This window comes from Mycoplasmoides alvi ATCC 29626 (assembly GCF_000701785.1).
Lineage (GTDB): Bacteria > Bacillota_I > Bacilli_A > Mycoplasmatales > Mycoplasmoidaceae > Mycoplasmoides > Mycoplasmoides alvi.
On sequence record NZ_JNJU01000001.1, the window covers coordinates 149,345 to 164,674 of the forward strand.

12 protein-coding genes and 1 tRNA gene are annotated in these 15,330 nt (G+C 22.3%); 8 read left to right on the top strand and 5 right to left on the bottom strand.

Annotation, left to right across the window (positions count from 1 at the left end; genetic code table 4):
• Positions 1-268: 268 nt before the first annotated feature.
• The 3 genes from T383_RS03885 to T383_RS0100570 all read left to right on the top strand — a co-directional run bounded on the left by T383_RS03885 (position 269) and on the right by T383_RS0100570 (position 1,348).
• Positions 269-436: a hypothetical protein gene (locus T383_RS03885; protein WP_156940224.1), complete on the top strand. Its 168-nt coding sequence runs from the start codon at positions 269-271 to the stop codon at positions 434-436.
• Complete coding sequence (locus tag T383_RS0100565; RefSeq protein WP_033159727.1) at positions 436-1,074, top strand: type II toxin-antitoxin system death-on-curing family toxin; 639 nt, start codon at positions 436-438, stop codon at positions 1,072-1,074. The genes T383_RS03885 and T383_RS0100565 overlap by 1 nt, the downstream gene beginning before the upstream one ends.
• A 198-nt stretch (positions 1,075-1,272) precedes the next feature.
• Positions 1,273-1,348 (top strand) — tRNA-Arg (locus T383_RS0100570).
• Between the two features lie 112 nt (positions 1,349-1,460).
• On the opposite strand, the gene T383_RS0100575 is transcribed toward T383_RS0100570, so the two are convergent.
• Both T383_RS0100575 and udk read right to left on the bottom strand, forming a co-directional pair.
• Complete coding sequence (locus tag T383_RS0100575; protein WP_156940225.1) at positions 1,461-1,724, bottom strand: hypothetical protein; 264 nt, start codon at positions 1,722-1,724, stop codon at positions 1,461-1,463.
• Positions 1,725-1,728: 4 nt separating this feature from the next.
• On the bottom strand, positions 1,729-2,376 hold the full coding sequence (gene udk / locus T383_RS0100580) for a uridine kinase (RefSeq protein ID WP_033159729.1): 648 nt from the start codon (positions 2,374-2,376) through the stop codon (positions 1,729-1,731).
• Between the two features lie 983 nt (positions 2,377-3,359).
• Here udk and T383_RS0100585 point away from each other — a divergent pair.
• The 3 genes from T383_RS0100585 to T383_RS0100595 all read left to right on the top strand — a co-directional run bounded on the left by T383_RS0100585 (position 3,360) and on the right by T383_RS0100595 (position 9,136).
• Entirely contained in the window at positions 3,360-4,253 is an 894-nt protein-coding gene (locus tag T383_RS0100585; RefSeq protein WP_052663893.1) for an SRA domain-containing endonuclease, read from the top strand.
• Between the two features lie 136 nt (positions 4,254-4,389).
• Positions 4,390-7,605 (top strand): type I restriction endonuclease subunit R, encoded by a 3,216-nt coding sequence (locus tag T383_RS0100590; protein ID WP_084269004.1) that lies wholly within the window; start codon positions 4,390-4,392, stop codon positions 7,603-7,605.
• A gap of 4 nt (positions 7,606-7,609) precedes the next feature.
• Positions 7,610-9,136: a type I restriction-modification system subunit M gene (locus T383_RS0100595; protein WP_052663895.1), complete on the top strand. Its 1,527-nt coding sequence runs from the start codon at positions 7,610-7,612 to the stop codon at positions 9,134-9,136.
• On the opposite strand, the gene T383_RS0100600 is transcribed toward T383_RS0100595, so the two are convergent.
• Genes T383_RS0100600 through T383_RS0100610 form a run of 3 tightly spaced genes read right to left on the bottom strand, consistent with a single transcriptional unit; the run spans position 9,131 to position 11,114 of the window.
• Positions 9,131-10,297, bottom strand: coding sequence for a restriction endonuclease subunit S (locus T383_RS0100600; RefSeq protein WP_033159731.1), 1,167 nt, complete (start codon positions 10,295-10,297; stop codon positions 9,131-9,133). The genes T383_RS0100595 and T383_RS0100600 overlap by 6 nt on opposite strands.
• A gap of 24 nt (positions 10,298-10,321) precedes the next feature.
• The gene (locus T383_RS04000) at positions 10,322-10,660 is read right to left on the bottom strand and encodes a tyrosine-type recombinase/integrase (protein WP_033159732.1); all 339 of its coding nucleotides are present in this window, start codon (positions 10,658-10,660) and stop codon (positions 10,322-10,324) included.
• On the bottom strand, positions 10,608-11,114 hold the full coding sequence (locus T383_RS0100610) for a hypothetical protein (protein WP_033159733.1): 507 nt from the start codon (positions 11,112-11,114) through the stop codon (positions 10,608-10,610). The genes T383_RS04000 and T383_RS0100610 overlap by 53 nt, the downstream gene beginning before the upstream one ends.
• Before the next feature lie 91 nt (positions 11,115-11,205).
• Between T383_RS0100610 and T383_RS0100615 the strand changes: the two genes are divergently transcribed.
• On the top strand, positions 11,206-12,312 hold the full coding sequence (locus T383_RS0100615) for a restriction endonuclease subunit S (RefSeq protein ID WP_033159734.1): 1,107 nt from the start codon (positions 11,206-11,208) through the stop codon (positions 12,310-12,312).
• Between the two features lie 701 nt (positions 12,313-13,013).
• Complete coding sequence (locus T383_RS0100620) at positions 13,014-15,323, top strand: MIP family Ig-specific serine endopeptidase (RefSeq protein ID WP_033159735.1); 2,310 nt, start codon at positions 13,014-13,016, stop codon at positions 15,321-15,323.
• The last annotated feature ends 7 nt before the right edge of the window (positions 15,324-15,330 follow it).

The following is a 15,330-nucleotide window of genomic DNA, read 5'->3' on the forward strand; positions in this document are numbered from 1 at the left end:
AATATATTTCTTAATTGATACATAACTCTTATAAAAAAATTATTGCACAACAATTTAATTAGAATATATTATGAGCTAATTAATGTTTATAAAAATTAAAAGGTTAATAAAGGTGTTATAATTCATATATATAATAAATGCTCTAGACACACATTAGATGCTTTTAGAAATTTTTTGGATTACTTTTATTAACAAAACAAAAAATAAACAAACTTTAAATTGTTTTTATTTGTCATAAAATTAAGTACACATAAAGAAAATAAATATTATGAATAAGAAAAAAATTAAAAAAAATAATAAGAAAAACAAAGATGTTTGTGATTTGTTTTCACTTGAAGCAAGAGAACGTGCTATCAAGCAAGTATTTGAAAATGAAGAATTTCCAGAAAGTTCACAAGCACTTAAAGATTTAATTAAAGAACTTTCAAAGCAGTAATGAAAAAAATAATTTGTGGTTTTAAAGAAGATTTAAAAAAAGATGGTTGAAAAGAAATATTTTGAAAAAAATATAGAAACCAACTTTATACAGAAGAAAATGGAATTATTTATTTTAATTCAAAAAAATATAATACAAAAGAACCTATAGAAATTAAATCAATAGAATTAATACCTAACAAAGACTTGGTAAATAAATTAAATACATTAATAGATGATGCTATTCTTGTTGTTAAAAAATATTTAACAATAAATGAATTGATTGAAGAAAGTATAAATTCTAGAAAATTAATTAAAGATATTATTGAACAAGCAGCTAATAAAGCTTTTTATGAAAATATGTCTATATTTGATTATGTTAATGAAATATTCACTAAATGTTTAATGAAACATTGTTTCATTGATGGCAATAAAAGATTTAGTGTTTGTTTTTTATCTTTAATTCTAAATCATTTTGGTTATTTTTTCTTTTGAACAAGTAGAGGAATTGTTACAAATTATAAAAATTATGCCAAAGACATAGCAGAATTTGTTTGTAAATGGGAAAATAAAGAAAATTTTAAAGAGAAAGATTACATAGAAGCAAAAGAGGAGATACTTCAATGAATTAAAAACAACATAGTAGTCTCTATTCCATAAATCATATAAATCAAAAAAATTATTAAATAAAATGAAAAAACAATTAAAAGGCCAAAAATACTTTGTAAAAACATTGTAACAATTGTTAACAAAGTCTTAAATATTAGATACCTAATATTATTAAAAAGGAAAATATTTATTTAAAATATATATTTAATTTTTTATAATTCATATGGTCTATTTTATTTTATTACTCTTGCGCCGGTAGCTCAGTGGATAGAGCACACGCCTTCTAAGCGTGCGGTCGCGGGTTCGACTCCCTCTCGGCGCGCCATTTTTATTTTGTATAACCATCTTGTGAAAGTAAAACATCATAAGATGGTTTTTTATTTGTTAACTTTTAAGTTATTTTAAACATGTTGAAAAGTATTTTTGTTTTTATGAAATTAAAAAAAATAAGAGGATATTAATGGTTTAACAGTAATAATTAATTTTGTATTTTTTTTAACTAATGCATACATATTTTTAGTTCCAGGTATTTTGTAATAATCATATTTATCGTCAAAATAAGTCGGAACTATACCATTAAGTTTTTCATTTATTATCATATCAATTACAAGATCAGAGTCACCTGAAACTTTTAATCGTTCTTTAATTCTAATTCTAGCATGATTGGTTACAATAAATTTTTCAGAAGAATAGTAACTCATATAATTAATTTTTATTATCTTTAAAAAAACTATTAATTGCTCCACTAATTGTTTTTAAAGCTGTGTCATTAATTGTATATCATGGCATAATGATATCAGCAGTTACTTTTTGTTTTTCAACATATTCTTTATACATTGGTCTAACAGATTCTTTCCATTGTTTTAAAACTTGATCAACTGATCTGCCTCTTTCTAATGTATCACGAATTATACGACGACTTAATCTTTCATCACTTGGTGTGTCTACAAATATCTTTAAATTAGCCAATTTTTCAATTTCAGGATTTAAATAAGATGTTAAACCTTCTAAAATAACTATATCTACATTATGAATTTTTATTTTTTTAGTTGCACGAGTGTAATTAATGTAGTCATAAGTAGGAACTTCAATTGGTTTATTATTTAATAAATCATTAAGTTGTTTAACTAATAAATCTCAATCAAATGAGTCTGGATGATCAAAATTAATTTTTTTTCTTTGAGATATCGATTTATCTGAGAATGGCAAGTAATAATTGTCTTGACAAATTATCTTAGATTTTAATTTTTTTGGTAAGTTTTGTGCAATAGATTTGGCAACTGTCGTTTTACCTGAACCACTACCACCACTAACACATATTAGTATGACATTTGTACTTTTATTTTTTGTCATAACATTTTAAACTTTTAACTAAAAATAAACCAATCAAATTAACTTTACTAAAAGTTATCACTTATATTAACAATTTTATATTAATTAATTAAAACTAGATAATTTATTATTTATTTTGCTTACATGATAAATTTTTAAAGAATGTTGTAAATTTAAATAGAGTTGTAAATAATTTAAATGACTATTAATTAAAATTTATTTAATTTATTTAAAAGAATTAAAATTTTAAAGCTAATTTATATTTAAATATTCAAGCATCAGAAAAATGACTTAAAATTTTTGATTAAAATATTATTTAAAGTTTTAAATTTTTTAGCATTTTCTAAATTTGGGAAACTAAATTTAACTTTTTTCAAATTACTTTAAGACTAACAAACAAAAATCATGTTCTTGATTTGAAATAGAGCCAAAATTAATTGCATTTAAAACATTCGTTTTGATTTTTAACAATTTTTTATAAAAATACTCACAAGTTATATGAGTTTATATGATTTATATTGATAATAATTTAAATATTTTCTAACAACAAATATTTTGCTTTATTAGCTCTACAAAAAATTTATTAATGTCTTAATTAATTTGTTTAAGTATTTAGTTAAAATAGAAATCTTAGAATCATTTGATAAGATTAATTTATTTAAATCTAACTTTTGTTTTCAACCACTAATTATTTTTCTAAGTTGATTAAAATAATTAACTTATAAATATGTAATTATTGCATGAATATATTACTCAATTATTATGACAGAAATAATTGATTATTTTTTGTGACTTTTTAAGCATTTCAACTTTCAATTAGTATCAGTAAAAACATCAAATAACTTTATATCCTTTTTTCGCATTACTATCATATCTTTACTAAGAAATTGTAGTGTAAAATATGAGTATTTTAGTTAATGACGAAAAAATATAATTAAAAAAATTTGTTTGTTATAATCGTGTAAAATAATTGTTTATTTCAACAAATAAGTGTTTACATAAATATGAGAATTAGTGAATTAATTGTTGGCAAAATATATTCTAATCAAGAAATTATGAATATTTTTAAATGTGCTAATTCAGGTGGAATGCGCTTTGTAAAAGAAAAAAATATTCTTATTTTGTTTGCGAATCATGAAAAACCATTGTATGAAGATGGTTGATTGGATAATTTAACATTTCACTATACAGGAATGGGTAAAAGTGGTGATCAAAACCTCAATTATAAGCAAAATAAAAGACTAAATGAATCTTTTAAAAATAATGTTGAAATTCATTTATTTGAATCATATAAAACTAATGAATATCAATATGTTGGAATTGTAACACTTACTGATAAAGCATATCAAACAAATGAACTTGGTGAAGATGGCAAACTTAGAAAAGTTTGAAAATTCCCGATGAAAAGAAAAATTGAGAATTATACATTATCGAAACATGACACAGCTATTGATATTGAATGTTTAAAATCTGCTGAACAATTTAAAGCTAAATTGGTAAACAAAGAAAAAAAGGAAAATATTGAATATAAAGCAAAAATATCTGCAAAAGAAAAACCAATAAAAAAGGATGCTATTTTTACATATTACTATAAAAATTTATATATTGAAGCATATACAAAAAATAGAGCCAATGGTATGTGTGATTTATGCGAAGAAAATGCACCATTTAAATACAAAAATGAGCCTTTTCTTCAAGTTTATTATGTAAAACCACTTGAAGAAAATGGTCATGATGCAGTTTATAACACGGTTGCTCTTTGTCCTAACTGTTATCAAAAAATGAAAATATTAAAAAACAAATCAGATAAAGAAAAGTTAATTCAAAAAATTAAGTATTATTTGAAATTAGATAATGATTTAACTTCAATTAATGCATTTGAAAAGTTGTTTAATTAAAATTTTTATATTTTAAGATATAAATGAAATTTAATTTTTTTGTGCAAAACAGTGTTGTTATCGTATAAAGAATTTTTAATTTTTAAAGATACTTTAATTAATATTTTTATTACATTAAACTATGTTAATTTAAAATATGTGTAAAGTTTTAGTAAAAATTAATTTGAACATTTGTATGAAAGAACTAGATTTTGAAGAACATATAATCTCTTTACTAAAAAAACAACATTTTGAATATTTTTCTGAGGAAGAGTTTAGAAATTTACGAATTAATAGATATGATAATAGCCCTGACATAAGTCAAGTATGCGTTTGAAAGGATTTTGAAAAATCCTTTAAAAAAATTAATGCTGACAAAAAAATAGATAAAGAAATTGTTAATAAAGTAATTAATATCATAGAAGAGTTAAATCAAAGTAGCAATTTATTCAAAAGAAATTTAACTGCACATAAATATTTTTTAGAAGGGATTTCTATTGAGAATAATCAAGGGGAAATTACAAATTATAAACTAATTGATTTTGAAAATTTTTCAAACAATATATTTGTTGTAACTAATCAATTAACAGTAGTAAATGGAAATGAAAATAGAAGACCTGATATTGTTATTTATTTAAATGGTTTCCCTATAATTATTTGAGAACTAAAAAATCCTAAAAATCTTGATATTTTTTCATTGAATGATAGTGAATCTAATTTAGAAGGTGCATACAATCAAATATTAAATTACAGTAATCAAATACCTAATTTATTTACATTTAATTTTTTTAACGTTATTAGCGATGAAACAACAACAAAATTTGGATCTATTTTTTCTAGTTTAGATCATTTTCATTATTGAAAATCAATGGAAAATAAACAATATGAACCATCAAATTTTTTTATAGAACATTTATTTAATCAAGAAACTTTAATTGACTTATTGAAAAATTTTACTTTTTTTATCGAGTCTAATGAATCTAAAATTATAGCATCATATCATCAATATTATGGCGTAAGATCGGCGTTAAAAAATATTAATAAGGCAATAAGTGATAAAACAAAAAAAGGTGGTATTTTTTTTCATACTACTGGTTCTGGAAAATCTTATTCAATGATTTTTTTGGCACGAAATTTTACAAATGAGCATAAAAAATCAACAATTATTATTGTTAGCGATAGATCTGATTTAGATAACCAAACGTATAATAATTTTTTAATTGCAGAAAATTTTTTATTTCAGACACCTAAGCAAGTAAAAAATATCCAAGATTTGGTTCAAAAATTAGATTCAATTAGACAAGATGGAATTTATTTCTCGACTATTCAGAAATTTCAAGATAGCAAGATGAAAAAAAGTAATTCTTTTCTTTCTGAAAGAAGTAATATTTTAATAATAACTGATGAAGCGCATCGTTCTCATAATAATTTATACGAAGAACAAAAACCTATTATTGATGAAAAAAGTAAAGAAATTAAAAATATAACAAAAATAAGTCCAGCATTAACTTTAAGAAATTGTTTTCCAAATGCAACATTTATTGGTTTTACAGCCACACCTATTGAAAACAATGACATTTCAACAAAAGAAATTTATGGACCTATTGTTACAACATATACAATGAATCAAGCTACAAATGATGGCGTTGTAGTTAAATTAAATTATGAAAGAAAGCATACTTTTTTTATAACACCATCTGATGCTAAAACTCAAGATGAAATTAATGCAAAGTATGATGAAATAACATCAAAAATGATTGAAGAAGGTCAAGGTTTAGAAGGAAATATAGCAAGAAAAAAATTGAATAAAGAATTAAATAAAATTGAAAATTTAATTTCTGATCCAAAAAGAATGGATAAGATAGTTGAAGATTTTGGCAAATTATACAATGCAAAAAAAAATAATTTGAAAGGTAAAGCACTGTTTATTTGTTTTAATAGAAAAATAGCTTTTTATTTTTATAAAAATCTTATTCAGCAGTTTAAATCATTTGATGAAATAACAAAATTAATTTTAACACCTAGTCAACAAGATTTGCCAGAAATGAAAAAATCTATTTGTAGTGATCCAATTAGTGCTGCAAAAGAATTTAAAGATCCTGATAGTAATTTTAAGATTGCGATTGTTGTTGATATGTGATTAACAGGATTTGATGTTCCTTCATTAGATTTAATTTGCATTGATAAACCAATTAAATTGCATAATTTAATACAAACAATTTCACGTGTTAATAGGGTTTATGTAGATAAAAGTAAAAATTTAGTTAAAACTTCGGGTTTAATTGTTGATTATTTTGGAATAACAGATCATTTAAAGCGTGCTTATGAAATGTATAACAAAGATAAAGCAATTGAGAGTACATCATTAAAAAAAATAATTCCAGAAGATATAGAAAAATTTAAGTCAATTAAAGTAAAAGAAATAGATGAAATTTATAAAAGATTTTTTTATAATTTGAATTTAAGCTTTGATAACTCAAATACATGTTTTGCTTCATACCAATTAATGTTAGATGATTTATGTAAAAATACAAAAATCAAAGAACGTGATAATTTTTTAATAATAGTCAAAGAGTTAAAGAAAGATAGTAAATCTATAATGCACATATTGGATGAATTTAATAAAAATAGAACTATGTGTTTAATTTGTGTTCATAATTCGATTATGAATTTGATAGTCAGAAATATTAAAGCTAATTTTGCTGATTACATAGATAGTTTTAAAAAACTTTTATGTGACTCGATGCAATATAGCTATTCCTCTACAATTGACAAAGATAATCTTGGCAATCCAATTGATATTAGAAAATTATTTGAAGAATCTATGAAAGATAAAGTCAAAGAAGATGAATTGATGCCAAATACAAAAGCAATGTACAAGTATAATTTGTATTTAAAAGTTGCAAATGAATACCAGAAAATTGATGTTATTAGATCAAAATCATTTATAGATAGGATGAAAGAACTTTTATCTAAATATAATGAAGGATTTATATCTTTTAAAGAATTCATAAATAGATTACAGCAAGTAGGAGAAGATATTTTAAATAATTTTAAGAATGATGACCAATTAAAAATGCCATTTGAAGAATTAGCATTTTATAAAATAATTAGTAGTGATTCAGGAGAAACAAACAATAAAAAGGACAAAGAAATTGCTTTAAAAATAGCTAAAGAAGTTTATGAAAAATTTCTTAATACACAAAGTTTTACAAACAATTGGTACCGTAATGAAAAATTAATTTTGGAATTAAAACGTAATATTAAAGAAATTATGAAAAAATATAATTTTCCACCCGAAGATAGAGATATTGGTGCTGAAAAATATGTAAATAAAATAATTAATAAAGCCTTAGAAAGAGGGGTTAGTTAGGTATATGTCAAAAATCAATAAAAATAATTCAAATGTTTCAACAATTCAAGATATAGAAAAAAATTTATGGGATGCAGCAGAATCTTTAAGGGGTAATTTATCATCCGAAGAATACATGCATGTTGTTTTTGGAATTTTGTTTTTAAAGCAAATATCTGATAAATATGATTCTGCTATAGAAAAAATGAAGAATGACTATCCTGATGATTGAAAAATTAAAATTGAGGATCCTTGCTATTTGCAAGACTACGATTGTAGTTTTATTGTTCCTAATCAATCAAAGTGAGAATATGTTTCCGAATATACAAATAGTCCAGAAATTGGAAATAAAATAGATGAAGCGTTTAGACAACTGGAATCAAAAAATCCATCTTTAATAAATTTATTTAATAAAAACTATTCTAGAGAAAGCTTGGATAAGAAAAAACTTGGTGAAGTTGTATCCATTTTTGCAAATGTTTCTTTTAATAGCGAAGAAGATATTTTTGGAAGAATTTATGAATATTTTTTAGGTAATTTTGCTAAAAAACAACTACAAAAAGGTGGTGAATTTTATACACCTAAATGTATTGTATCTTTAATGGTAAATTTAATTAATCCGACTGAAAGTTTATATGATCCTTGCTGTGGATCAGGTGGTATGTTTATTCAAGCTAGACAACATATGATTGAAAATAAATTAAATCCAGATAAATTGGAAATTTATGGTCAAGAATATAATGATAAAACATGAAAACTAGCTCGAATTAATTTATTATTGCAAGGGTTTTTTAATGGAAATATTAAGTTAGGTAATAAATCAGCAGATACATTTTCAAACGATCTACATAAAGGATTAAAAGTTAAAAGTGTTTTAGCTAATCCACCTTTTAATATAAAAAATTATGATCGTGAAAGTCACGAAAATTGAGAATTTGGCATACCACCAACTGGAAATGCTAATTATGCATGATTACAAATAATTTTGGAGCATTTAGATTTTGATGGCAAAGCTGCTGTTATATTGGCTAATGGTTCTTTAACTAGTAGTCATAAGGATGAAAAGAAAATTAGAGCAAACATTTTGAAAGCAGATTATGTTTCAGCAATTATATCTTTGCCAGATAAATTATTTTATACAGTACCAATTCCGGCATGTATTTGAATTTTTGATAAGAAAAAAATAAATAAAAACAAAGTTTTGTTTATTGACGCTCAATCTATGGGTAAATTAATTGAAGGACAAAAAAAGGTTAAAGAAATATCAAAAGAAAGTATTAAAAAAATAACTGAAATTTACAATGATTTTTCAAATAAAAATGAAATTAATATTCCTGGATTGGCTAAATCAGTAAATATGGAAGAAATAGAAGAAAACGATTTTTCTTTATTACCTGGATCGTATATTGCTTTAGAAGAAGAAGAAAAAAGATCTGAAGAAGAAATTAAAAAAGAATTAAAACAAAACATAGATGAACTTTTAAAACTAATGGAGGAATCTGATTCTTTGGAAAAAGAACTTGTGGAAGTAATAAAAAAATTAGATTTATAAGATCATAATTTCTATTAAATTATTTGTAATTTCATAACATTTATTTATTAATTTTTTTAACTTAATTTCATATTGATACATAAAATATAAAATTTTCTCATAATTTTTAAAATTGTAAATTTTTAAATATTCTTTTGCTTTTGTAGCATGCTTTATTGATGTTCCATTTGAATATTTTTGAATAATTTTTTGATTTTCAATTGATAGCAAAGAGAAATAAATTTCATAATTACTTCTAATTTTGCTAAAAATTTTGTATCCATATCCATTTATGCCAAACAAAAAATTATTTACTTTTCCAGGTGTTCCATCCAATGATATTAAAACATCTCCATAATTTACATTTATTAAATTTTTATTTTTATAACTAACATATTTATTTGGATGTTCATTTATAGCAGCAACATTAATAAAAATAATTTCCTTTTTATCAACAAATAATAATTTTTTTAAATTCACACCTTTTTCAAAAGTTACATTTTTAATCATTAACGATTTCTTGTAACTGTTTTTATTAATTATTTTTAAATAAATATTTTTTATTTTATTTAGATTTTCTTTTAATTTGTTTGAGTATGAATTAAAAGGTTCAATAATGTTAATTATTTTTTGAATATCATGTTTTGTGTTATTTACATCATCTATTCTTATTAAATTTGAATATTTTTTAAAAAAATGTTCGTTTGGTTCGATAATGTTAATTATTTGCTTTTGAATTGAAATTGGTGGCAATAAAATTTTAATTTTAGCAAAAGCTGGAGGATTTAATTTAGGCATTGTAGTTCCTGATTTGCTAATTTTATTAAATATTTGCTTTGCTTTTGATGTTAATGTTCAATAATATAAATACTTATGCAATAATAATTTTTTATTAAATGTATATCTAACCAAATTACCAGTAAACATTACGTTTTCATTGTAGTTACAATAATAACTTTTAATTGTACCTGCTCTTGACATTAAAAAATCATCGAAATTTAGCCTAAATTTTTCATTATATTCAAAATCATCTAGATAAGAATTAATTTCTTCATAACTTGTAGAATCTATATCCGATTGTGTCAAATATTTAATTCTTCCATTCTTTTTATATGATAGGTTGCATCCATATTGAGGTTTTTTAGAAAATAAATCACCTAATTTATATTCAATAATCTCCATTAATGGAGATTAAAAACTAAATAATTAAAAAATATTTTTTATATTTTTATGAATTTCATCCACGGTAAAAAAAATATATCTAGAAGTGGTATTTATATTGGAATGACCCAATAAATATGAAATTGTTTTTAAATCAACATGATTTCTTAAAAGATTTGTTGCAAATGATCTTCTTAGATCATGAGGATTTATTATTTTTTTAAAATATTTAAAGCTTACATATTTTACAATGCAATTTATTTGCTTATAACTAAGTAATTTATTTTTCTTTGAAATATTTATTCTATTAGCTTTCCATGTATTCAATAAACTAATTAAATATTCATTTAAAAAAAATTTCCCTTTCCTTTTGACCCTTTCCAATAATTTTTATTCTATTGTTATTAATATTTTTTTTGTTTATTTGATTTAGTTCATTTGCTCTTATTCCAGTAGTAAATAAAAAAACAAAAATAATTCAATTTCTTTTTTCATATCATTCGTAGATATTACTAAGTGAGGATTTAATTTCATTAAATTCATTTAAATGAATTATTGTCTTATTTTTCAATAATGTGGAAGGTAGTCTTATATCTTTACACTCAAAATATAACTTATGAAATTTTTTAAATTTTATAAATGATAAGATAGAAGAATATAGTAGCTTTGTAGAGTTATTAGAATGTGTTTTTCTATATTGATTTAGAAACTTTACAAATAAACTTTTATTTGGTTTTTTATTATTTAAGTAATTTACTCAAATTTTAGAATATTTTAAATAGCAATTAATTGTATTTTTAGATAAATTTTTATTTTTTAAATAAGTTAAGTATTTCATGTTAAGTCCTTTATTTTTGTTAAAGGAATTAAGTTACTAAATTTTTAATATAAATTTAAAATATAATTTATTTACATTTAGGGGTTAAATAATGGAGATTATTAAACTTAAAGAAATTTGTACTATTATAAGTGGTAATAAACCAAACAAGAATTTGGCGTCATTTTTAAGTAATAATTCTAATTATGGGCTACCTTTTCCTAAACATACAGATGTTTTAAACAATATATTAAATTCAACAAAACTTTTTTTTAGTAAAAATCATTACAATTTAACAAAAGTAGAAAAAGGTGAAGGATTGTATTTTTTCCCTGATTGTGATCCTAAACCATTTATATCTATGATTTCTTTTTGCATGGATACACATATATGAAAATTAGTGTTAGATAATAAAAAAATTTATGAAAAATATTTTTTTTATTGACTAATTAAAAATAAAACTTATATAAAAAAATTAATGGTTGGATCGGTGTTAAAATACATAACCAAAAATTTATTTTTAAATTTATCAATTAATTTACCAAATTTAGAAATTCAAAAGCAAATAATTAACATTATTGAACCTTTTGAAAAAAAATTAATTTTTATAAATTCAAAAATAAAAAAAATAGTTAATATTGGAGATATTTTAATAAGTAATAATGATGAAAAATTAATAAAAATAAAAGAATTGGCAGATATAAATATTGGAAGTACACCATCAACTAAAAACAATGATTTTTGAATTGGTAAAAATTTTTGAATAAATTCTGGAAATTTGACAAATAATATATGCATATTAAATAGTGATAAATTTTTAAGTGAATTTGCTGTGCAATCCAAAAATTTAAAAATAGCAGCTCCTATGAGTACATTTTTTTCCATATTGGAACCAGACAAAAATAAAATTTCCATTTGTGGATTTCAAACTTATTACAATCAATCAATAGCAAATATTACTCCAAAAAATTCATCTTTTAATGGATATATTTTTTTTGAAATTAGAAGAAATATAAAAAAAATAAAATTACTACAATCAGGAACCGCCCAACAATCAGTAAACAAACAAAAAATTTTAAATTTTTTTATTAGAAGTTTGAATAATAATGAATGTAAAATGATATTTAATCATTTGTGCTTTTTAATATTGATGTATTCAAAAAAAATAAACATTATTAAAAATATTTTAAAAAATTTAATCGATTTACTATTCATTTAATATAAAGTCATTTAAACATATTATTCTTAAAATTTGACCTCTAAAATTATTATCTTTTGGAACTATTCTTAATAAAGTTCTTAATATGCTACTATTAAACCATATTTTGATAAATTAGACCTTATAGAAGAAATATATAAATTACCTTCATTTATTTCAAATATATTTGTTTTAAATGAATTTGTATTGGAAAAAATTAATATTATTAAATGAGTTACCATTTATATTTGATAAATCTAACAAAATAAGATAGTGCTTTCTTTTTTTCAATTTTTTTATGTAAAAAAGATCACTTGTTTTTATATCTTTCTTGTTATTATTAAGTACTTTGCTACTATTTTTTAAAATTAGATGAATTTTAAATAAATTATTTGTTATAGATTTAAATAATTTTTCAAAAGGTTTGATAATGTTAATTATGTAAAAAAAATTTTTAAAATTTGAATTTTTAAAAACACTTTAATTAAAATTAAAACTTTATTGATTTAAATCATTTAACAATCATTAAACACTATTATCAAATCATGATATATAGTTATATATCACAAAAGTATAATTATAAATATTGTAGTATTACTTAATTTGTAGTGATCAATTATTGTTTAACAACAATTTATGAAACTATTATTTCATTACAGATAAAATTAAATTTATTTATTGAGAGAATTAATTTAAAGAATAAAAAGGTATTTAGTTAATTTATGTTTCGGTTTAAAAAATTATTAATTTTAAGAAATATAGTTTTAGTATCTGGTATTGTTGTTCTTCCATTGCCTATATTAATTACTTCATGTGCAACAGCAACTTCTTCTTCAATAGATCAAGAAGTGCAAAGAGTTAATAATTTAGATTTATCATTTTTACGTATTAATCAATTAACTTCTGATCAATTAAGTAAAATTACTGAAAGCAATTTTTTAGATTATCTAGAAAATTGATCTCCTGATCCAAACTACAACTATAATGTTATATTTAAAAATTCAAATAATTTAAGTGGAAAAATAACATTTCAAATTAAAATTTCTAGCAAAAATGATACTAGTTTAACAAAACTAAGTAAAGAATTTGTTGCATCTTATACAATTATTAGTAGTAATGATTTGACTGTTGAAATAAATCGAATTAATTCATTAACATTAACTATAAAACAGAAAGAATTTACTATTGAGCAATTAGATGACATAACAGACATTAATTTCATTAATTTGATCAATGGATTAGATAAAAATTCAAGTTTTACATATTCAATTGCTAATTTAAGTATGAACAATGGTAAATTTACTTTTAACATTAAAGTTCAATTTAAAAATAATTCTAATGTTCTAGCTCAAATTAGCAAATTATTTGAAATACCTTACTCATTTATAGCTCCATCATCACCAGCAACAACAGTTGATGAGGAATTAAATAGATTAAAAATAGCAACTCCAGTTCTTTTCAAACCAACAATAACTAAACAAGAATTAATTGATATGAATCTGAATAATTTTCTTTATAAAGTAAAAGGTTTAAATCTTGATTATAGTAAATTTAAATACAAAATGAATTATCTTAGAAAAGATGAAAATATGCACATTATAGAATTTAATTTTCTTGTAGCAAAATCAACTGATATAAGTTTTGATGCTAACAAATGAACAAATCCTAGTTTTAGAGTTCCATATACCTTAGTTAAAGAAGATTTTATACCTGAACCTGTAGATACAAATTATTTTAAAAATAATGCTAATCCTATTACAACAGGTGCTAATAGTTTTTCAACACCAGGTAATACTCCTAATAATTCAGTAAATCCATCATATGGACCAAGTGTAACTCAACCTTCTTTAGGTGTAAATCAGACTGCCGAATTAAGTACTAGCAAAGTATATAATCAAATTGAAATCAATCAATTAAAAAATACTTTTTCTTTAGGATTTAAGGAATACAATGATGGTTATGCTTTTGGAACTGGTTGAATTTTAGACTATAAATTAACTGAAGATGGATCATATCCAACTACATGATATTTAGCTACTAATGCTCATGTAATTCAAAATTTAAAAATACCTAATGACCAAATTACTCCTGATAGATATGATGGTGATAATTATTATGACACTGAGTTAGTTAGTATTGAAACAGTAAATAATCCTCAAGTAAATGTAAATTATGGTAATTCAACCGACCAGCAATCTAATTTTATTCATGTTGAAGTACCTGCTAATAAATGTAAAACTATTTTTATTGGTAATGATTATTTAACTACATCACCAAGAATGTTTTCAACAAGTCCAAAATGAAGTGATACAGAAGAATATATAGATTTTGCTGTAATGGAAGTAACTTTTGCTTCCCCAGAAGAAGCAAAAAAAATTACCCAAGATTATGTAAATGATTCTCAAAGACATTTTAAATATCGACAAGAATCTATTTTAAAAAATAACACTTTAAATAAACCTAATTATTTTTCAATTTTAGGTTTTCCTGTAATCGAAGAGTCATCATATTGAAGAAAAACTCAATTAACTTCTAGTCGTCCAGTTAATGATTCAAATAATCCTCTTAACAGTTATGATGATTTATCTAATTTATCAACTAGTCCTTTTTATAATACTTATACTGATAAAAAAGGAGTTTTTGATTCTATTATTGCTCTGTCATACATGGGTTATGATTATCGCCAAGCTTATGGCTTAGAAACTTATTACAATTTATGAGGTTTAGCAAGTGCTATTGATTATGGAAATCTTGCTGAAGGAGCATCTGGTTCAATGTTAATGGATAAAGATGGTTTTACTGATGGAATTTTCTTTGGTGGAGATGACCATGCTAAAGTCGGAGTTGTAATGTCTTTATATTGCGAAGGATTTAATTATCAAAATAAATTTGGAATCTACAATTTAGAGGGTTATGATTTAATTAAGGGAGGATTTCCGAATCAAAAAATTTCTTATCGGGAAAATCTTCAAAAATTATATGGAAATGAATTTAAAACTAAATTATTCCCACAAGGGGTTCAATTTTCTTAATAATCAA